The organism is Mucilaginibacter gossypiicola, assembly GCF_900110105.1.
Taxonomy (GTDB): Bacteria; Bacteroidota; Bacteroidia; order Sphingobacteriales; family Sphingobacteriaceae; genus Mucilaginibacter; species Mucilaginibacter gossypiicola.
In genome coordinates, this window is the sequence record NZ_FOCL01000011.1 from 179229 (window position 1) to 200893 (window position 21665).

18 protein-coding genes are annotated in these 21665 nt (G+C 43.3%); 3 read left to right on the forward strand and 15 right to left on the reverse strand.

From position 1 onward, the window contains the following. The first annotated feature begins 150 nt into the window (after positions 1-150). The gene (locus tag BMX50_RS27730; RefSeq protein WP_091218281.1) at positions 151-912 is read left to right on the forward strand and encodes an NUDIX hydrolase; all 762 of its coding nucleotides are present in this window, start codon (positions 151-153) and stop codon (positions 910-912) included. A 22-nt stretch (positions 913-934) separates the two neighbouring features. On the opposite strand, the gene BMX50_RS27735 is transcribed toward BMX50_RS27730, so the two are convergent. From BMX50_RS27735 to BMX50_RS27790, 12 genes are all read right to left on the reverse strand, one after another. Next, positions 935-2587 (reverse strand): HAMP domain-containing sensor histidine kinase, encoded by a 1653-nt coding sequence (locus BMX50_RS27735; protein ID WP_244281118.1) that lies wholly within the window; start codon positions 2585-2587, stop codon positions 935-937. A 71-nt stretch (positions 2588-2658) separates the two neighbouring features. Then, positions 2659-3789, reverse strand: coding sequence for a histidine kinase (locus BMX50_RS27740; RefSeq protein ID WP_091218287.1), 1131 nt, complete (start codon positions 3787-3789; stop codon positions 2659-2661). 307 nt (positions 3790-4096) lie between these two features. After that, positions 4097-4663 (reverse strand): K(+)-transporting ATPase subunit C, encoded by a 567-nt coding sequence (locus BMX50_RS27745; protein ID WP_091218290.1) that lies wholly within the window; start codon positions 4661-4663, stop codon positions 4097-4099. Positions 4664-4773: 110 nt separating this feature from the next. Then, positions 4774-6804, reverse strand: a complete 2031-nt coding sequence (gene kdpB / locus BMX50_RS27750) for a potassium-transporting ATPase subunit KdpB (protein ID WP_091218294.1) — start codon at positions 6802-6804, stop codon at positions 4774-4776. 2 nt (positions 6805-6806) lie between these two features. Further along, on the reverse strand, positions 6807-8522 hold the full coding sequence (gene kdpA / locus BMX50_RS27755; protein ID WP_091218297.1) for a potassium-transporting ATPase subunit KdpA: 1716 nt from the start codon (positions 8520-8522) through the stop codon (positions 6807-6809). 9 nt (positions 8523-8531) lie between these two features. Further along, on the reverse strand, positions 8532-8609 hold the full coding sequence (gene kdpF, locus BMX50_RS35225; RefSeq protein WP_083879072.1) for a K(+)-transporting ATPase subunit F: 78 nt from the start codon (positions 8607-8609) through the stop codon (positions 8532-8534). Positions 8610-9129: 520 nt separating this feature from the next. Further along, complete coding sequence (locus BMX50_RS27765) at positions 9130-10476, reverse strand: sigma-54-dependent transcriptional regulator (RefSeq protein WP_091218300.1); 1347 nt, start codon at positions 10474-10476, stop codon at positions 9130-9132. 115 nt (positions 10477-10591) lie between these two features. Beyond that, positions 10592-11029, reverse strand: a complete 438-nt coding sequence (locus BMX50_RS27770; RefSeq protein WP_091218303.1) for a MarR family winged helix-turn-helix transcriptional regulator — start codon at positions 11027-11029, stop codon at positions 10592-10594. 6 nt (positions 11030-11035) lie between these two features. Next, positions 11036-11548, reverse strand: coding sequence for a GNAT family N-acetyltransferase (locus BMX50_RS27775; RefSeq protein ID WP_091218307.1), 513 nt, complete (start codon positions 11546-11548; stop codon positions 11036-11038). Positions 11549-11837: 289 nt separating this feature from the next. After that, positions 11838-12563 (reverse strand): SDR family oxidoreductase, encoded by a 726-nt coding sequence (locus tag BMX50_RS27780; RefSeq protein ID WP_091218310.1) that lies wholly within the window; start codon positions 12561-12563, stop codon positions 11838-11840. Between the two features lie 51 nt (positions 12564-12614). Next, positions 12615-13520 (reverse strand): helix-turn-helix domain-containing protein, encoded by a 906-nt coding sequence (locus BMX50_RS27785; protein ID WP_091218313.1) that lies wholly within the window; start codon positions 13518-13520, stop codon positions 12615-12617. A 301-nt stretch (positions 13521-13821) separates the two neighbouring features. Continuing rightward, positions 13822-16239 carry an ABC transporter permease gene (locus BMX50_RS27790; RefSeq protein WP_091218316.1) on the reverse strand — a complete coding sequence of 806 codons (2418 nt, stop codon included), beginning with the start codon at positions 16237-16239 and terminating at the stop codon, positions 13822-13824. Positions 16240-16558: 319 nt separating this feature from the next. On the opposite strand from BMX50_RS27790, the gene BMX50_RS27795 reads away from it, so the two are divergent. Next, entirely contained in the window at positions 16559-17221 is a 663-nt protein-coding gene (locus tag BMX50_RS27795; RefSeq protein ID WP_091218319.1) for a hypothetical protein, read from the forward strand. 236 nt (positions 17222-17457) lie between these two features. After that, positions 17458-18231 (forward strand): DUF6348 family protein, encoded by a 774-nt coding sequence (locus tag BMX50_RS27800; RefSeq protein ID WP_091218325.1) that lies wholly within the window; start codon positions 17458-17460, stop codon positions 18229-18231. 65 nt (positions 18232-18296) lie between these two features. On the opposite strand, the gene BMX50_RS27805 is transcribed toward BMX50_RS27800, so the two are convergent. The 3 genes from BMX50_RS27805 to BMX50_RS34800 all read right to left on the reverse strand — a co-directional run. Continuing rightward, positions 18297-18488, reverse strand: coding sequence for a hypothetical protein (locus BMX50_RS27805; RefSeq protein ID WP_091163041.1), 192 nt, complete (start codon positions 18486-18488; stop codon positions 18297-18299). A 256-nt stretch (positions 18489-18744) separates the two neighbouring features. After that, positions 18745-20988, reverse strand: coding sequence for a 1,4-alpha-glucan branching protein GlgB (gene glgB, locus BMX50_RS27810; RefSeq protein ID WP_091218329.1), 2244 nt, complete (start codon positions 20986-20988; stop codon positions 18745-18747). Between the two features lie 360 nt (positions 20989-21348). Continuing rightward, positions 21349-21665 (reverse strand): hypothetical protein (locus tag BMX50_RS34800; RefSeq protein WP_208864816.1); only part of this gene is annotated, 317 nt, incomplete at its 5' end.

The window sequence follows — 21665 nt, forward strand, 5'->3', positions numbered from 1 at the left end:
TATGACTAATAATCAGGGCATTTCATTGCGCCTTTAAATATTTTTGACAATTTTAAAAATAGAATGTTACGGCATTTTTCATAGTGTATTAAGTACACAATTGTAAATATTATAATTAAAAAATCAAACTTTATTTGTACAATAGCACAAATGTTAAGTAAACAGCAACTTATTGAGTACAGCGAGGACGCCCGCAAAAACTACGTGAACCACATTTCTATTGATTGTGTTGTATTTGGTTTTCATGAAGGGCAAATGAAAGTGCTGCTATTAAAAACCAATGATGAAGAGAAGTGGTACCTGCCCGGAGGCTTTGTACTTAAAGAAGAACCGATAGATAACGCCGCTGTAAGGATCTTGCAGGAACGTACCGGTTTAAATAAAATATTTTTACAGCAATTTCGTGTATTTGGCGACCCCGACCGTTCAAAGTTTCACAATGATATGTATGCCGATATGCTGCCTAAAGAAGATAATTGGTTTTCGGGCCGGTTTATATCTATAGGTTACTACGCGCTGGTTGATTTTTTTGACGTTACACCCCAGCCTGATCAATTTTCGGAGCTTTGCGCCTGGCGCGATCTGGATGACATGCCAGAAATGCAGCTTGATCATGAAAACATTTATAAAAGCGCTTTGGATGCCTTACGCCTGCAACTTAATTATCAACCCATAGGTTACAACCTGATGCCACGAGAGTTTACGATGCCCGAGCTGCAAAAATTGTACGAAGCCATTTTAGGTAAAAAACTGGACCGGCGTAATTTTCAACGCAGAATTTTAGCTTTTGGCATACTGAACCGATCTGAAGAGCCACGTAAAGGCGGCGCACATAAGGCGCCATACCTATACTCATTTGATATGAAAAATTACCAACATGCTTTAACCGAAGGGTTTAAAGGTGGATGGTAATTATCCTGAAAAGGGCGATAGCTTACGCCGCTGCAATCGCTCTTTTCAAGGTAAAATAAAACGTACTGCCCGAACCTATTTCGCTGTCTACGCTGATCTTGCCGGCCTGGGCCTCAATAAAATCTTTGGCAATAGCCAAACCTAAGCCCGTACCGCTTTGCTCTGATGTTGCATTGGGCACTTTAAAATAACGTTCGAACAAACGAGGGAGATACTGATCCTCTATACCTTTCCCGTGATCGGTTACTGAAAACTCTATTTCATCGTTTTTATGCTTTTTAACTACCAGCTCTACAGTCGATTTTTCATGGCTGTATTTTATAGCGTTCGAAAGCAGGTTGATGAGCACCCAGGTTGTTTTATCCAGATCAGCATGCACTTTGGGCAGGCTTTCATCGCATTTCACTTTGATTTCAACCTGTTTTTGATCAGCAATAAACTTAATGGCTTTCACTGCATAGTCTACAATATTTTGCGGGTGTGTGCTGCCAAAGTTTAGCTGCAGTTTGCCGGTTTCAACCTGTGCCATATCCAGCAGTTCGCCGGTGATGAGCAACAGGCGGCGGGTATCGTCATCAATATTGCCTATCAACTGGCGCTGCTCGGCATTTACTTCGCCTATGCGCTCATCTTCCAATAATTTCAGGCTCATTTTTATCGATGAGATCGGGGTTTTCAACTCATGTGATATGGTAGCAATGAAGTTGGTTTTAGCCTCATCCAGTTGCTGATATTCGGTAATGTTTTTCAGGATGATCACTTTGCCTATTACCTTATCCCTGCTGTTTACCGATAATGATTCGCGCGAATAAAAACCTTCATGATTATCAGCAAAGATCCGAAGCTTTGCCTGGTCATTAACGAGTAGCTTGCGCATCAGATCATTTTCAATAGCAATATCAGGCGCATATTTACCATTGAGCTGATCGGCCTTCATCCCGATCAGGTTACAAGCCACCTGGTTGGCAAAAATGATAACACCCTTTTCGTCAAGACCAATAATGGCATCATGCATAGAGTTGATAATGGTCTCGATCCGCTTTTTTTCAAACAGAATGCTCGCGAGGTTACTGTTTTCAAACTCATCAAGCTTGCGGGTCATGTTATTAAAAGCCTGGCCAAGCTCGCCAAATTCATCGTCTGATTCAAAATGGATCTGTTGGTGATAATTTTTGTTTGATACCTCCCTAATACGGACGGTAAGCTCTTTAATTGGATTAGCGATATATCCCGGGAAATTAACTGCAAAACTAAATGCCACCAAAAACAAGAACGCGCCTAAAAATGCCACCAATAACGACCCTCGTTTTGAGGTGAGGTTAGCCACATCATTTTTTCGCGATATGGCATCCATATTTACGCGCATAACACTGTACAAGTGCTGGCGCAGCTTTAAACTTAACTCGTTTTGTTCAAGCTCGCTGTTGCCTGCATTTTTTAGCTTCTCAAAAGTGAGCCTTGCCGAATCGGTAAATTGGCGTTCACCAACCTCGGTTACGTTACGGTCTTGCATGGCCATATTTTTATCAACCGTTTTGATTTGTTCCGGCGTAAGTTTCCCCGAACGCGAATCAATTGTTGATAATATATTTTGAACATACTGCACGCTTTTATAATTATCCTTTAATATGGCGCCTGCATCGGCAGATAACCGGTTTAAGAAATATATTGACATTCCGCAGCAAATTAATGCCAGTACAAACAGGAATCCGATTCCTGCCCGGAGTTTATTTTTTATGGTCATGGCTATGAGAGTATTACAAGGTCAATATCAGTTTTCGACATTTTATTTAGTAGCTGTGTAAACACTGCTGTTTTCATGATAAGCTGGTAAAATTTAAACCGCGGCTTGCCAATACAAATTGTGGTAATATCATATTTTTCGGCCGTTTCCCAAATGGTGCGGGCCACATGATCGCTCTTTATCTTCAGCACTTCCCCACCCAATTGCGTGGCCAGTTTCATATTATTAATAAGATGCCTTTGCGCGGCTAAGTTAATCTTATCGCCGCTCTCGCGCGAGGTTTGCACATAAAGCAAATACCATTTGGAGCGATAATATGACGATAACCTTGCCGTTTTACGGATAATAATCTTAGCCGACTCATCATTGGTGCTGATACAGGCTAAAAATAACTCGGGGCGCAACTTAATAGTTTTGGGCACTTCAATGTCAATCTTCCGTTCTACCTGGTGGGCCACCTCACGCAAGGCCAGCTCACGTAACTGCAAGATCCGCTCAACCTGGAAAAAGTTACTTAGCGCGGTCGGGATCTTTTTTTCATCATATATCTTACCCTCTTTCAGGCGCTCTATCAGTTCATCGGCCGTTAAATCGATGTTTACCACCTCGTCGGCCAGTTGCAGCACTTTATCAGGTACACGTTCATTGATAGTAGCGCCGGTTATCCGCTGCACCTCCTCATTGAGGCTTTCCATATGCTGAATATTTACCGCACTGATCACGTTTATACCCGCATTCAGGATTTCCATTACATCCTGCCAGCGTTTTTCGTTACTACTACCTTCAATATTGGTGTGGGCAAGCTCATCAACTATAACCACCTCGGGGCGCAGGCTTATCACCGCTTTCAGGTCCATCTCTTCCAGTTCCTTACCGCGGTAAAACAATTTACGGCGGGGTATCACAGGCAAACCTTCCAGCAGGGCATGGGTTTCTTTCCGGTTATGCGTTTCGATGTAACCAATTTTCACGTCGATACCATTGCGCAACAAGGTTTGAGCCTCCTGCAGCATCCGGTAGGTTTTACCCACACCCGCACTCATGCCAATGTATACCTTGAACTTCCCTCGCCGTGATTTTTTAATCAGCTCCAGGAAATGCTCAACCGACTGCTCTTTGGTTTCTTCGCTCATAAGGCAATCCCTCTAAACAGGGCGACTTTTAAATTTATCAATTTTATTTTTTAATTCCCCTCTTGAGAGTGGGAGTGATGGGATAGTGCGGCTGTTGGGGTGTGTTTCATCGCGTGACGAGCAACACACCCCTCCGCCCCTCTCAAGAGGGGAATCGCACGTCCCGGTGCTTTTGCTTTTATATTCGTTATCGATATTACCAAACCATGTCATTGCGAGGAACGAAGCAATCGCGTGCTATACAGAGCGGCTTTGCTTCCGTGCGATTGCTTCGTCGTTCCTCCTCGCAATGACATAAATTAGAAGCTTACTTCTTCAACCCATCCAAAGCCACATTCAATTTCAATACATTTACCTTAGCCGGGCCAAACAGACCAAGCAAAGGCTGTTCGGTATGCTCATCAACCAGTTTATTTACCGCATCAACCGGTAAACCACGAACTTTGGCTACACGGGCTACCTGAACTTTTGCACCGGCAGGTGAAAGATCAGGGTCCAGACCGCTACCCGAAGCTGTAACCAGTTCGACTGGAATCTGTGAGCGGGTTACGCCGGGGTTGTGTTTCATAAAATCTTCTATCCTTCCCTCAACCTGTTTCAAATAATCAGGGTTTGAAGGGCCTTTGTTTGAACCTCCCGAACCGGCAGCATTATAATCAACCGCAGACGGACGGCCCCAGAAATATTCATCTTTAGTAAATTTCTGGCCTATGTTGGCGTAACCAACTACACGGCCTTTATAGCTAATGGTTTCGCCATCGCCTTTACCCGGAGTGAATTTACCAATACCGGCTATGGCTAAAGGATATATACCGGCCAACAATACAATGAGTATTAAAGTCAGCTTGATGGATGGCAACAAATATGTTTTCATTTTATTTAATTTTTTAGAGATGAGTTTGGGAACGTGGGGTTTGTGACGGATGGTAGTTAAAGCTTATCTGTCGCCCTAAATCCATACCCCACGTCCCCGGCTCATTTAGTTTATATGAATAATGAAACAGCTAAATCAATTAATTTAATGCCTATAAAAGGTATAATGATACCGCCTAAGCCATAAATAAGCAGGTTACGGCGTAACAGCGCACTTGCACCAATCGGCTTGTATTCAACACCACGCAAAGCCAATGGTATCAACAGCGGAATAATAATAGCGTTAAATATTACCGCCGAAAGTATGGCCGATTGCGGGCTATGCAAATCCATAATATTCAGCGCTTTTAGTGCCGGCATGGATACCATAAACAATGCAGGAACAATGGCGAAGTATTTAGCCACATCATTGGCGATACTGAAGGTTGTTAGCGTACCACGGGTCATCAACAACTGTTTGCCAATTTCAACAATTTCAATCAGCTTGGTTGGGTCGTTATCCAGGTCAACCATGTTACCGGCTTCTTTGGCGGCCTGTGTACCGCTGTTCATGGCAACACCAACATCGGCCTGCGCCAGCGCGGGGGCATCGTTTGTGCCGTCGCCCATCATGGCTACCAGTTTGCCGCCTTGTTGTTCTTTTTTAATGTAGTTCATTTTATCCTCCGGCTTGGCCTCGGCAATAAAATCATCTACACCGGCTTTTTCGGCAATAAATTTGGCGGTAAGCGGGTTGTCACCGGTTACCATCACCGTTTTAACACCCATTTTACGCAGACGCTCAAAACGTTCGGCAATACCGGTTTTAATGATATCCTGCAACTCTATTACACCCATGATCTTTTCATTTTGTGATACAACCAGCGGGGTACCACCATTTGAGGAGATCTTTTTGACATTCTCTTCCACATCAGCAGGGAACGGGTTGCCGGCCTTCAGGGCCATGTTACGGATAGAGTCGAAAGCACCTTTACGAATCCGCAAACCATCAGGGGTATCTAAGCCGCTCGAACGGGTTTCGGCGGTAAACTTGATGAATACCGAATCGGCCGGAGCATATATTTTTAGTTTGTGGGGGCCTTGTTCGGCAAGTTCTACAATCGACTTTCCTTCAGGGGTTTCATCAGCCAGTGAACTTAATACACAGGCCATTACAAAATCCTGTTCGCTTACACCTGCTGTTGGGTAAAAGCTGGTGGCTTTACGATTACCAATGGTAATGGTACCTGTTTTATCCAGCAACAAAGTGTCTAAGTCGCCGGCAGTTTCAACAGCTTTACCGCTTTTGGTAATTACGTTGGCACGTAAAGCCCTGTCCATCCCGGCAATACCGATGGCCGATAAGAGGCCACCGATAGTGGTAGGGATCAAACAAACAAACAACGATATAAAAGCAGCTATAGTGATGGGCGTGTTAGAGTAATCGCCGAAAGGCTTCAGGGTAACGCACACGATAACAAAGATCAGCGTAAAACCCGCCAACAAAATGGTCAGGGCAATCTCGTTAGGGGTTTTCTGGCGCGATGCACCTTCTACCAGCGCAATCATTTTATCCAGGAAGCTTTCGCCAGGCTGGGTAGTTACCATTACTTTTATCCTGTCGGACAATACTTTGGTACCACCGGTAACTGATGATTTATCGCCGCCTGCCTCACGGATCACCGGAGCAGATTCGCCTGTGATAGCTGATTCATCAATGGTAGCGATACCTTCAATGATCTCGCCATCGGTTGGAATATTATCGCCTGCTTCGCAAATAAATACGTCACCTTTTTTAAGCTGTGACGACATTACCCTTTCTTCTTTACCATTAACCAGTAAACGTGCAGGTGTCTCCTCGCGGGTTTTGCGGAGGCTTTCGGCTTGTGCCTTACCACGTGCCTCGGCAATGGCCTCGGCAAAATTGGCGAACAACACGGTTAATAATAATATGATAAACACAGTAAAGTTGTAGCCAAAGCTACCCTGGCCCTTATTGGTAAGCGAAAACAGGCTTACTATCAGCATTACAACCGTACCAATTTCCACGGTGAACATCACCGGGTTACGGAACAGGACGCGTGGGTTTAGTTTAATGAAGGACTGTTTTAAAGCATCCCTCATCTGATCGCCCTGGAACAATGTATTTTGAGTTGAGTTCATGATTATTTTAATGAAAAATGTTCAGCAATAGGGCCTAAAGCCAGCGACGGGAAAAATGACAGCGCCGCAATAATTACGATCACCGCGAAGATCATCAACCCGAAAGTTGAGGTATCACTCTTTAGGGTACCGGCTGATTCCGGGATATATTTTTTGTTGGCTAATAAACCGGCTATTGCCAGCGGACCAATTATTGGCAGGAACCTGCCCAATATCATCACGATACCTGTAGTGTAGTTCCAGAAAATATTGCCGTCGCCCAGGCCTTCAAAGCCCGAACCGTTGTTGGCTGCCGATGAGGTGTATTCGTACAGCATTTCGGAGAAACCATGTGTACCCGGGTTATTTAACCATGCCGAAGGTTTAACAGCCCAATCGGCACCAGCCACGTTAACTAAAAAGTATGACGATATGGCTAAACCTACCAGGATGATGAACGGGTGAAGTAAAGCTATCAATGAAGCTATTTTCATTTCCCTGGCCTCTATCTTTCTACCTAAAAACTCCGGCGTACGACCAACCATTAACCCGGAGATAAATACCGCGACAATGATAAAAATGTAAAAATTGAGGATACCAACGCCACAGCCGCCATAAAAACAGTTAACCATCATCCCCAACAGCATCATCGTGCCCGAAACAGGCATAGCGCTATCATGCATGGAGTTTACTGAGCCTGTAGAGATAATGGTAGTCATAATGCTCCAGTAAGCGGAGTTAGCCGGGCCAAACCTCACCTCTTTACCCTCCATAGCACCATTTGGCTGGCTGATGCCCATTTTTGCGATAGCAGGGTTGCCATGCAGCTCGGCATTCATGGTAGGGATCAGCAGCATCAACATTCCCAGCGTCATCACACCGAATATGACATAAGCAAATTTCTTTTTATTGAGATAGAAACCTAATGCAAACACCAAAGCGATAGGGATAACACATTGTGCTACCAGCTCGACAGTATTGGTTAAATAGTTAGGATTTTCGATTGGATGGGCCGAGTTTGCACCAAACCAGCCGCCACCATTGGTACCTAAGTGCTTAATTGCAACCAGTGGAGCAACCGGTCCGCGGGAAACGTGAACGGTATCGCCCTGCATACTAATGAAGGTATCTTTACCTGCATAGCTGGTGGTCATGCCATTAAAAGCGAAGATCACCGCTATTACAAACGAAATAGGTAATAATACACGGGTGATGGATTTTACAAAGTACTCCCAGAAGTTACCCAGCTTATCAGTTACCTTATCTTTCATGGCCCTGAACACTACCACCAATGCAGCAATGCCGGTTGCTGCCGATACAAAGTGCAGGAACATGAATACAAAATGCTGTGTAAAGTAGGTAGCGCCGCTTTCGCCCGAGTAATGCTGCAGATTACAGTTCACCAAAAAGCTGATAGCGGTATTAAAAGCCGTATCTGCCGATTGCCCAGGGTTTGCATCCGGATTTAACGGCAGATGCCCTTGAGCCATTAAACAAACAAAAGCATATATTAACCAAACGCTGTTAATGGTAAGCAGGGCCAGCAGGTGCTGTTTCCAGTTCATTTCGCGTTTGGTGTCGATACCGCTGAAGCGGAAAATAAAACGATCAAGCGGGGCCAGAAAATCAAGCCAGGTCTTTTCGCCCTTAAATACCTTAGCTATGTAGCGGCCAAGGGGAATGGCGAGGGCTAAGGTGAGCAGGTAGGTGAAAATTACACCCGTTAGTTCAGTGTTCATCGTTTAATTTTAAAATTTTTCGGGTTTGAGAAGTACGTATACCATGTAAATGAACACGGCTATTGCTACAATGAATAATGCTGCCATGACTTTAGATTTTTTCGAAGTATGTTACAGATTTAAAAAAGATCCAGAATACCACTACAAATGTGGCCAGGTAAGCGATTGTGAGTAAAGCATCCATTTTTATGTGTTTTTGCAAAGGGCTTTGCCAAGCGGATGCCAAGAAAATTAAAACCAACATAAATAACTGCTTATTAATTACTTATACAGACTTAAAAATGTTATTTTATTTATTTAAGGGGATTTAAACTATCATTTTGATAGGTGATTATCAAAGTGGGATTGCGTTTTGCTTGGATATCTTAGCTGCCGCGGGTTTAGCGATAGCGTAACCCGTGGTTAAGCACAACTGAAGCTTTCAGCTTCAAATTTAAGCTGAAAGCTTAAAATATACCGCACCACAGGTTACGCTATCGCTAAACCTGCGGCAGATGGGGTACGGCGGCCAGAGGCCGCTTGATAGTCGACACTCGGCTGGAGCCGAGCGTCGGCATAATGTGTTAAAACTTTAGAAAATCCGAAATCGAAATTCCGAAATCCGAAATTATTCCAAATTATATTCCTTCAACTTCCTGTACAGCGTTGCTACCCCAATATTTAGCAGATGAGCTGCCTCAGCGCGGTTACCGTGGGTATGGTTTAAAACTCGTTGAATATGCAGTTTCTCTACAGATGAAAGATCAAAAGCCGAAATTGGGGCCCCGCTTTTTACCTGTTGCTGTTGAATTTCATACGGGAGCAAGCTTTCGTCAAGTACATTGCTATCCGTCAAGATAACAGCTCGTTCCACTATATTTTTTAGCTCGCGGATATTGCCGGGCCAGGCGTAAGCCTCAAGTTTTTCTATAAACTCGTCGCTCAAAACATTTACCTGCTTTTTTACTTTAAGCGCAAAATGCTGCATAAAGAATTCTGCCAGTAGTTTGATATCTTTTTTACGCTCGCGCAGAGCAGGCAGGGTGATCTGAAATACAGAAAGACGGTAATATAAATCCGACCGGAAATGGCCGTCATTGATCTCATTCAATAAATTGCGGTTAGTAGCCGCAAGAATACGCACATTAACCTGTGTAGGTTTGGTATCTCCAATCTTAATAAACTGCTGCGATTCCAATACACGGAGCAATTTGGCTTGCAGATCATGGTCGAGCTCCCCTATCTCATCTAAAAATATGGTGCCACCGTTGGCCTCTTCAAACAGGCCTTTTTTATCTTTTACAGCACCGGTAAACGAGCCTGCTTTATGGCCGAATAATTCACTTTCCAATAACTCTTTAGTGAATGCACTGCAGTTTACAGCTACAAATGATTTAGCACTACGGTTGCTGGCCTGATGAATAGCTTCTGCAAAAATCTCCTTACCTGTGCCGGTTTCTCCCAATAGTAATACGGTAGTATCGGTAAGTGCCACCTTTTGGGCCAGTTTGATCACATCACTGATGGCTGTTGATTTGCCGATTAGTCTATCAAAGCCGAACTTATCATTCAATTTGCTTTCCAGTTCAGCAACTTTTTGTTGTAGCAGGGCTTTATCCATGGCCTTGCTTACCAGCGGGATAATCTTTTCATTATCATCGCCCTTAGTGATATAGTCAAACGCGCCCGCTTTTATGGCTTTGACGCCATCATTGATAGTGCCGTAAGCAGTTAATACAATGATTTCGGTATTGGGATAGTTTTTTTTGATGGTTTCGGAAAGGGTAATACCATCAATATCAGGCAGCTTTACGTCGCTCAATACCACATGTATGGTATCCTGTTGCAATTTTTTAAGGCCTTCTTTGCCGGTACCTGCAGTTATTACCTCATGGCCTTCCAACTGCAAAATACGCGCAAGCAGGTTACGGAGGCGTTCCTCGTCATCAATAATTAGTAGCTTACCTTTTTGCATCGTGGCAAATATGGCAAATTATTTTGAACCTTGATTTTTAGGATTTAAGGATTTCCTGATAGCGGGTTGATACTTTTGATTATTTTCTATCACCAGTAGCAATAATCGATTACAATTACCGGCTTTGCTTTTCTAACAGACCGGTTATAGCCATCATATGTTTAACCAATTCATCCAACTGTTCAATTGACATAGGGGAGATTAATGCCAATATTTGTTTTTCAGAGGCTTCATTCAGACCGAAGAAAACCTTTAGGCCGGCATCCGTGAGTGAAAGCATAGATACACGGGCGTCTTCTTCTGAGGGCTTCCTGACAATCAAATCCTCTTTCTCAAATTTCTTTAAAATACGGCTCAGATAACCTTTATCTATACTTAACCTATAAATGATATCTGATGCACTCAGCTGCTTTGCGGTAAAAATCTCATAAAGAATCCGGGCTTCGGCAAGGGAGTACTCGCTGTTGAGCAAATGTTTGTCAAGCAGGCCAATGAGATCGGTATAGAACCTGTTAAACGTCCTTATTTCCTGGATATGTTGTTGAATGTCCATGCCTGATCATTGATTTAACACCAAATCATATCGTCTTTCAACCAATTCTTTTCCAAAGGCAGCGGATGGTTTTTCATCACTGAGCTTAAACCCGTACCTGGAGTACAAAGCAATTGCCGAATGCTGTTCTTCTGTTGTCCAGAGATAGGCATTACTGTAAGAGCCTGATTTCATAAAATCCAGAAACTCCTCCATCAGCTTCTTTCCTAAACCTATACCACGGTATTCGGGCAAAAAGATAAAATAACGCAATTGTAAGACATCGCTCCTGTGCTGGGCCACCAGGCAACCGACAATCCTGCTCCCATGTTCGCAAATCCACACTTTATCTTTGGCTTCATCATATTCAAGGGCAAAATCCTTTAAACCCTGAAGCACATAGGCTTCAAAATTCAACCCATACCCGCATTCTCTGGCGTAAAGATCGCCGTGAATATGAGCGATGTAGCCCAAATCGCCGGGAAGTAGCTTATTTCTGATTTTAATGGCAGCGAGATCGGGTTTTATTAGTGTATTCATCTGCTTGTATGCTTTCTGTTACCAACTATATTTTTCATTCGCAAAACAAAACAATTTAGTTGACTTTGTCAACTAAATAAAAATACATTAAAAAAAACGGCCCCGAATTTTTCGGAGACCGCTTTTAAATTCAATGCTATGGGGTAATGATACTATTGGAAGCATAGGTAAGGTCTTTAGCTTAAACTGTTGAAGTTGGAAACTTCAATCATGTATAACCACGGGTTACGCTGCGCTAAACCCGCGGCAGAGATTGTTTTTCTTACTTCTTGACTCTTGCCTCTTAAATTTACCACGGGCTTTCGCCGTAATCGCTAAAGTATTTACCTGTTGGGCCGTCAGCACCAATCATGGCGTATTTTACTATTGGCGCTGCACCATCTTCAACGGGCTTGGGGCCTCGGTTGCCGTTAAACTCGGTATTGGTATATCCGGGATTTACCATGTTTACTTTAACCTGGTCTTTAAGGTCATAAGCCAATGCTACGGTATAGGCATTTAACGCCGTTTTCGACGGACCATAAGCTGCCGACTTAACCTCGTAATGTTCCCAATTAGGATCGTTATGATAGGTTAACGAACCCAGATCGGATGTTACGTTCACAATACGCGGATTTGGCGACTTTTTAACCAGGTCGATGAAAATACGCACAGTGCGGATCACACCGAAAAAGTTAACTTCAAAAACTTCCTTCATGGTATCGTCACTTACAGTATCAGCCTTTTGCGGGAAAGCCCCGGGAATACCCGCATTATTGATGAGCACATCAAGATGGTCTATTTTAGTTGCTAATTCATCATGAGCTTTTTGTACTGATGCTTCGTCGGTAACATCTATCAGCAATAATTCAACGTCATTTAAGCCTTCGGCTTTAAGCTGCTCAACTGCCTTTTGCCCCCTATTCTGATCACGGCTGCCCAGGTAAATGTAGTAACCGGCATTAGCCAGTTGGCGGGCACTTTCCAGGCCAATACCTTTATTGGCTCCTGTTATTAAAACTGTTTGTTTTTCCATAACACAAAGCTATGGCGGGCAGATATTTTTACCGCTGCACATAGCAGGGCATTAACTGTACATTTCCCGGATTTCCATCCTGAAAGCTATCGGCGTGGTATCAGTTAAGCGTTTGAAGAAGCGGTTAAAGTAGGCTGCATCCTCAAAACCAAGCTCATCGGCAATTTGCTTTACCGATAGTTCGGTATGCAGCAGGCGACGTTTGGCTTCAACAATAAGGCGCTCATGAATGTGGGCAATGGCCGTTTTGCCGCTTTGCTGTTTAATAACTTCCGTAAAATGCCCGGGTGTGAGGTTCAGCTTTTCGGCATAGGCGGCAACATCATGCTGGGTGGCATAATGCTCGCCAATAAGTGCCTGAAAGCTTTTCAGCAGGCAATAGTTTAGCGTAACGCAGGTTTCATTATACTGCTCACTGTACAGCCTGCTCAGGTATATCACCAGCACCCGCAACCAGGAGGTAAGCATCTGGTTGCGCCAGGTGCCATCGGCATTAAATTCAATCAGCATTTTGCGCATGGTATCCTCTACAAAGGTCAGATCTGCAGGGCTAAGCTGTATTTCGTGTGCGGCAGCGGGGTTTTGTATAATAGGAAGTTGTTGAAGTATGCGATTATCTTCCAATTGCAAAAATTCGTTGGTAAAGCTCATCATTAAGCCCTCCATAGGGGCAGAATGCTCTTTGAGGTGTATTTGCTGCGGAACCGTAAAATAGAAGGTATTGGGCTTTACCGTATACGGTACAAAATCTATCCAATGGCGGTTATCGCCACTTTTAACCAGTACAAAAAAGTAATAGTCCTTACGGTGAGGCTGCAGAAATGCGGGATCGAGCCTAAACTCACCACATTGTCCACCGGCCTCGCGCACATCTATCATTGTATTACCCCGCCCGCTATTTTGTTGCAGGGTGAAAGTAGGGATTACATTTTTTTCGGGTGCAGTTAAAACAGGCATAAAGCAAATAACGTAATTAGTTGATACTGTGCAAACAGCCAACCAACAGCGAATTGTAAATGTTTGGGGGTTAGGGCAACCAATTCCCTATCCGTCATCGCGGGGAAGGAAGAATCGCGAACTGTATCATCTAAACACGTCATTGTGAGGAACGAAGCAATCGCGAACTGTACAGGGGGATTTGCTTAGCCGCTCTGTAAATCGGGGATTGCTTCGTACCTCGCAATGACGTGGTGGTGAAGGAGGTATGTCTCTTGCCTCCTGACTCTTGACTTCTTGACTTCCTGCCTCTTTCTCTCTTCTACTCCGTTTTCAAACTCTTCACCGGGTTCATCAGTGCTGCTTTCACGCTCAGGAATGATACCGTTGCAAAAGCTACCAGCAATACCAGGAAAAACGGGATAACAAACAGCAAGAGGTTAATATCCATCCGGAAGGCATAGGTTTGCAGCCATTGGTGAATGGCATACCAGCCTATGGGAGCGGATATCACAAAGGAAACCACTACCAGCAGGGCAAAGTCTTTATACAGAAGCCTCAAAATACTGTTTACCGAAGCGCCCAATACCTTGCGGATACCTATCTCTTTGGTACGTTGTACAATGGTGTATGATACCAGGCCGAATAAACCCAAACAGGCTACAAAAATGGCTATGCCGGTAAATACGCCAAACACCTGCCCAAAGCGTTGGTCGGTTTGGTATTGTTTATTGAAAAACTGATCTAAGAAGAAATAATCAAACTGATCACCAGGGAAAAAGCTGGCCCAGGTTTTCTTTAAATCGGCAATGGTTTGGGGCATATTGGTTGTGCTTACCTTTACCGATACCGGCCCCCGCACATCGGGGATAAAACGGAAGATCATAGCATCATAAGCATCATGTAACGATTGCTGGTGGAAATTATCGGCTACGCCTATTATTTCATACACATCTCCCCAAAAATCAATGCGTTTGCCCAGGGCGTCGGCAGGTTTGTTAAAGCCTAACTGTTCAACCCCTTTTTTAGTAAAGACCACCTTGTGCCGCTCGTCGCCAAACTCTTTCGAAAACTTACGACCGGCAATCAACTTAATATCGTAGGCGTTGAGGTAATCATAATCGGCACCGATGATACGGTATTGTTTGCTTGTGCTTTGATCGGAGCCTACCAGTTTAATACCGCCCGCATTCCAGCCTACAGGTCCGCCGGGGATTGAAGTAGATACCGTTACGCTTTTAACGGCGCTTTGCGCCAGGCATTCGTGCTTAAACGAGCTCATGCTGCGATAAAACGAATCTACCTTAACCAGTGGCGCTTTGATAACAATAGTTTGATCTATTCTTACCCCTAACTTTTGGCTCTGCATGTATTTAAGCTGCTTGAACACGGTAAGCGAGCCTATCAGCAAAAATATGGATGCCGCAAATTGGAATACCACCATTCCCTTACGCAATATTACGCCCCCCGGCGATGCCAGGATCTTGCCCTTCATTATTTCAACCGGTCTGAATGCTGATAACACCAACGCAGGGTAAAAACCGCTGAAGAACGAACCCAACACAAAGATCCCCAAAACCGCCAGCCAAAAAGCGGATTTAGTAAACAAGGTAAAGCCCATGTGCATACCGGAAATGTTGGCGAATGCAGGCAAGCAAGCCATGATAATCAACAACGCAAGCCCAATAGCCATGGCGTTCAGCATCATGGCTTCCAGCATAAACTGGGCAATAAGCTGCGCTTTTGCCGAGCCGAGGGTTTTACGTACACCAACCTCTTTGGCCCTGCCAATACCACGGGCCGTAGCCAGGTTAATATAATTGATCCAGGCTATGACGATCACGAAAATGGCGATACCCAACAGCAGGTACACCGATTTGCCATCGCCATTGGGCTGAAACTCCAGCATCCGGTTAGAGTACAGGTGGATATCCTTAACCGGCTGCAGCGTATAAATACCACCTTCGCCCGAGCCGGGATACTTATCATAAGCTTTTTTCACAATAGGGAGAAATTTAGCCTCCAACTTACGCGGATCGACGCCGGGCTTTAACAACAGGTAAGTTGTACAGCCATCATTTAGCCAGGCGTTATCGATGTTATCATCTTTATTTGGCGGGTTTTCTTTCAGAAACGTAGCATATGATTGCAGGATTTCAAAATTCATGTGCGTATTGGCAGGCATATTATTCATTACACCGGTAATTTTAAGCGGCTTATCTGTATTGATGTACAAGGTTTGGCCAACCGGGTTTATGCCGTGAAAAAGTTTATCAGCAATTTGCCGGGTAATTACAGCCGTGTTAGGTTCTTTAAGTGCCGTATTAGGATCGCCGTTTATCAACGGAAAAGTGAACGTTTTGAAAAAGGCATCACTTACATAGTAAACATTCTGGATCACCATTTTCTCATCCTTGTGGGTAGCAATGGTTTGGCCTGCACCCAAAATTTTCACATATTCCTCAATTTCGGGGAGTTCAGCTTTAAAGGCTGTTCCGGGTGCAAAAGCTCCGCCAGCCCATTGCGTGCTTAACTTGCCGTTGTTATACCTATCCTGATTGATGCGGAATACACGATCTTTTTTGACATGAAAATTGTCATAACTAAGCTCAAAGCTAACATATTGTAAGATGAGCAGGCACGCTGCCATACCAATGGCCAGTCCTACTATATTAATAGCGGAGAAGGCTTTATTTTTAGATAGGTTTCTGAAAGCAACCAGCAGGTAATTTTTAAGCATAATTGTAACGGTTTATGCCTGAAATTCAGCCAATTGCATGCCTTAATTACAAATAATTGACTATCAATCATTTATCAAAAATCCCAATCTACGAAAGTGTTCGTTTTCGAACAGCAATTGTGCGGTTGTGGAGTAGCTCAATTTCAGATTTCAGACGTTCGATTCCGATTTATAATTCTTTTACCGGCAAAAACTAAAGCATCACCGGGGCGGTGAAGCATTGCTTCTCATCTTGTATTGCTTAAGTATTATAATTAACTTACATACAATTACAAATCTGATTATCAACCAATAACAAGCCACCTTATTTTCAATTGCCATGGATCAACCAAAAGTTTTTATTAGCGTTGGAGGCACTTCAACCCCGCAGCAGGAAGATTTTGTAAAATCTATAGAAGACCGGCTTAGAAGCGAAAATTTGATTCCCAATACAATCGGAAGAAATACATTCAGTTCCGATTCGCCTTTAAAATCAATAAAAAGTTTGATGGATGAATGCTCAGGCATTTTGGTTATCGCGCTTGAGCGGACCTATTTTGAAAGCGGTATCGAAAAGCGTGGCAGTGTTAATGAAGTAACACTCTCTGCAACTAAATTTGCCACCCCCTGGAATCAAATTGAATCGGCAATTGCATACGCCAAAAATCTGCCGATTTTAGTCATAGTAGAAGACGGCATACGCGCTGAAGGGTTGTTAGAAAAAGGTAATGATTGGTATGTGATGACGGCAAAACTCAACCAAAGTTCATTATCCACTGTGGAGTTTAATGGAGTTTTGGCGAGTTGGAAGAATAAAGTAGAGGCCCTCAATATCGGTAAAAACGATGCAGCTGCTCAAAAAAAGAAAGTTGTTCCTGATGAATTAACTATCGGTGATTTAGTTTCGAACATGAAACCCGCTCAATTATGGGGAGTGTTGGGCGCTATTATTGCGTTGATGGCTGCAATTTTTGTGATTGGTCAACATTTTCCGGCTAAGTAAGCATTAAAGATAAAATACGTTTTTCCGTGGCGCAAATATTCTGCGGCTGTCCGTGTAGGAGCTTACTTGTGCCTCCGCATCATGCCCGGGCGATTCTTGGTCGGAGACGCTTGATAAACAAGTGTGTGGTGATAATACCCGCCATAAGCAATTACGAACGAACGGATGTGAATAATAAAAAATCATACTTACTTTTGATAGAATAACTAAACCAGTGATCACAGCAAAAAGTAATTATGGGGCTATTCGACCTTTTTAAGAGAAAACAAACAGAACAAATCCAACCAATTGCACAACTCCAGAAAGAAGAGCCTGTTACAAAGTATAGTGATTATAATGACTACCTGATAGAGGGACTTAAAGACAGGTTAATTGAAATGGGGCATGAGGTTGAACGCCATCCGCAACATCTTACTTTAATATTAAATTCGGGCTTAGAAATTTCTACCTCAATTATTGATGTTCCTGATGCGCATCCATTTTTAATACAACTTAATATTTTAACAAGGCATCCTATATATCTTGAGCAAGGCATATATGAATGTTTAGCCGGTATTGGCGAAACAATGGATAAGAGGATCACTTCGGCTTTAGATAATTATGTCAACTTTGTGTTTTCAGCAATAATAGGAGGCTTTACAGATACTCATGAGCCGGAAACTGATATGCTGGTAATTACAAATGAACGGGAGATACTTTGGCATCCTAAAATAGGCGACCTGATGGTGCAAGGACAATGGGGCGAAATGCCGGACGGAATCTATCTTTTTGAAATTTTAAGAGATAAAATTAAATCGGTTTTAATCGACAATAAATTTAACTCGTTAAAAATTTATATTTCTAAACGAGCCGATGGCACTATAATAGGCGAATGTGTTTTTAATAATCGGCAATGGAATGACGGTCTTGATGAAGTCACTAAACACGCCGAATCATGGATAGTGAAAGGTGATTTTATGGCTTTGAAACAGTTTATTATGTTCAGACGATGTGATGCTTATGATAAATAGCGTCTAAAGCTCTTCCCTGCTCTACATAAGGCCCGCAGTAAGAAGATGATTTCAGCGTAGAAAAATCACATCAACTCATTATCCTTTTTAACATGATAAGCCTTGTACGATAAGTAAAACAAGGCCAAAGCCGGCAGAGCACCAAGGATCACTCCAACTGTATTAGGCTTGGGATACGTAGCTACAATTTGCACAATAAACAATATGGTGGCTACTATGCCACCTATGAGATAAAGATATTTGAATTTGGGGTTCATTATTATTTATAAACTTAACAACACCATGCTGAACTTGTTTCTTTGTCATTCTGAGCGATAGCGAAGAATCTTCTACAAGATACAGAGTCGCTATGCAAGGTAAAGAAGATCCTTCGTTCCTCAGGATGACAATAAAAGTTAATGCCATTTTACCTTCAAAGGCATCCGGATTTTACCTACTCAGGATAACAATAAGTATATCATAACAAAGACTTACGAAGTTTTAAAAACTTCGTAAGTCTTTGTTCAAACAGATCTATTTCTTCAATTCATATTTAGAAGGCACATCGGGTGCCAGTTTAAACACAGCCGCCGCCAATGGCGGTATTGTTATTTTGATAGACTGCGCTTTGCCATGCCATTTAACAGGTTCAGAATTTACGGCATCATAATTAATAATGCCGCTGCCCCAATATTTCTCCTGGTCGGAGTTAAATATCTCTTTCCATTTACCGGCTGCAGGTACACCAATGCGGTAATCCTTGCGGATAACAGGGGTCATGTTCAGCACAATCATCAAGTCGTTTTTACTATCATGCCCCATCCGGCGGTACACCAGTATGGAATCATTGGCGTTGCCACCGTCAACCCACTCAAAGCCATCAAACGAAAACGCTTTTTCGTATAATGCAGGTTCATCCCGGTACAGGTGGTTAAGCGCCTTAACTGTTTCACTTATTCCACGGTGATTAGGATACTGAAGTACATGCCATTGCAACGACTGCCCAAAATTCCATTCATCACCCTGACCAAACTCGGCCCCCATAAACAACAGTTTAGCGCCGGGATGGGTGAACATATAACCGTACATCAAACGTAAATTGGCAAACTGCCTCCACTCGTCACCCGGCATTTTGCGTAGCATACTGCCTTTGCCGTATACCACCTCGTCATGCGAGAACGGTAGCATAAAGTTTTCGGTAAAGGCGTATATCGTGCTAAAAGTAATTTCGTTATGGTGATACTTGCGGTGTATCGGGTCTTCTTTAAAATAACCAATAGTATCATGCATCCAACCCATCATCCACTTCATACCAAAGCCTAAACCACCCAAGTAAACCGGACGGCTAACGCCTGTAAACGAAGTAGACTCCTCGGCAATGGTTTGTACCGATGGGAAATGACTGTAAACAGCCTCATTAAATTCCTTCAGGAAGGATATCGCTTCGAGGTTTTCGTTGCCGCCATACATGTTAGCTTCCCATTCGCCATGTTTGCGAGAGTAGTCAAGGTACAGCATCGATGCCACGGCATCTACACGTAAACCGTCTGCATGGTATCTATCTAACCAAAATAAAGCGTTACTGATCAGGAAAGCCCTAACCTCGTTACGTCCGTAGTTAAATATGTATGATTTCCAATCGGGGTGGAAACCTTTGCGAGCATCAGCATGCTCATAAAGGTGCGTGCCATCAAACCTGTAAAGCGCATGGATATCACCCGGAAAATGTGAAGGCACCCAATCCAGTATCACACCAATACCTGCCTTGTGAAACTCCTCAATCAGGTACATCAGCTCCTGTGGTGTGCCATAACGCGATGCCGCAGCAAAATAACCACTCACCTGGTAACCCCAGCTTGGGTAGTACGGGTGCTCCATTATTGGCATGAATTCTACATGTGTAAAGCCCATATCTTTTACATACGGAACCAGTTTTTCTGCCAGCTGTGTGTACGTCAAAAACTCATCCGGGCTTTCCCAGTTGCGGGCCCATGAGCCCAAATGCACCTCATAAACCGAATATGGTTTATCCAACGCATTATGCTCATGACGGTTTTTCATCCAGTCCTGATCCTTCCACTCATAAAAAGTATCAGCAACTATTGAGGCAGTGCGTGGCGGCAATTCCCAGCGTAAAGCAAAGGGATCGCTTTTTTCCAGGTCTTCGCCGCTCGATGAATTGATAAAATATTTATAGGTTTCGCCAACACCAATATTTGGTATAAACCCTTCCCAAATCCCCGACGAATCCCAACGGGCATTCAAACTGTGTGAACCACGGTTCCAGCCATTGAAATTGCCGATTACCGACACGTATTGCGCATTCGGTGCCCAAACGGCAAAATAAGTACCCACAACACCCTGGTATTCCACCACGTGCGAACCCAGTTTTTCGTATAGCTTGTAATGCTTTCCCGATTTAAATAAACTAATATCAAAATCAGTAAAACGGCTGTATGATTCAACGGCTTTAAGCTGTACTGGCTTCGCCGGAGCAGCTTCAGCAGGCTTTTCGGCTTTCACAGCTTTAGCTGAGGGGGCCTTCTTCTCGGCGGCAGGCTTTTCGGCTGCAACTGTTTTGGCTTTTGCCGAAGCAGCTTTCTTTTCGGCTACAGGCTTTTCGGCTGCAGGAGCTTTTACCTTAACTGTTTTTTTTGGCTCCGGGCTTCCTGTTTCAGGCGTTACTTTATCGGCTTTGACCTTAGTGACGGCTTTTTTTTCCTTTACAGGTTTTGCATCCGGTAAGGGATTTTCGGTTTTAGTTGTTTTTTTGGCCATGATATAGATAACCTGTTAGGGTGTTAGTAGATAACCCAAATCACAGGAATGAGTTTGGTTTATATGTAATCAAATATAACAGGATTAATATATTATGCAGGGTTTTGGAGATTTATTTTTGGAGAGGGGATTGTCTGAACTCGAATTTATTGAATTAAGGGAATTTATTGAATTTACTAAGCATTCTGTCTATTCCTTCAATTCAATAAATTCCGGTTCAGACAAAAAAACCTTGTACATCCGAAAAATCCACCCAAATCCCGGTTCAGAATATGGGCGTTGCCTGCGGCCGGGCTATCCGCTCATACTGCACAACGCATTAGCCACAGGCCGGTATCCCAATGTCATTAAGTTAAGGAACTATATAGCTCTTTTGTAATTGGTTAAGGTTTTGTATTTGCCAGACCTTCGTTTGAGCTTTTTCACTCTTGGCAGTTTTCTGTTTGGCCTTACTGGTTCAATATATTGAGCAAAGAGGTTTTGTAATTGGATTAATATTTTTTCGGGATCTTTAAAAAGTAAAAGGCCTATGACCCTGTTCTTCATAATGCCAATAGCGGTGTTTTTATTTATTTGATAATCGTATTTGCGCTTAGAAACTTCATGATGGATTTTCTCCTGGGCTGGTTTGCTAATGATTTCCTGTAAGTTGGATAAGAAAACTGTTGCATGGAAAT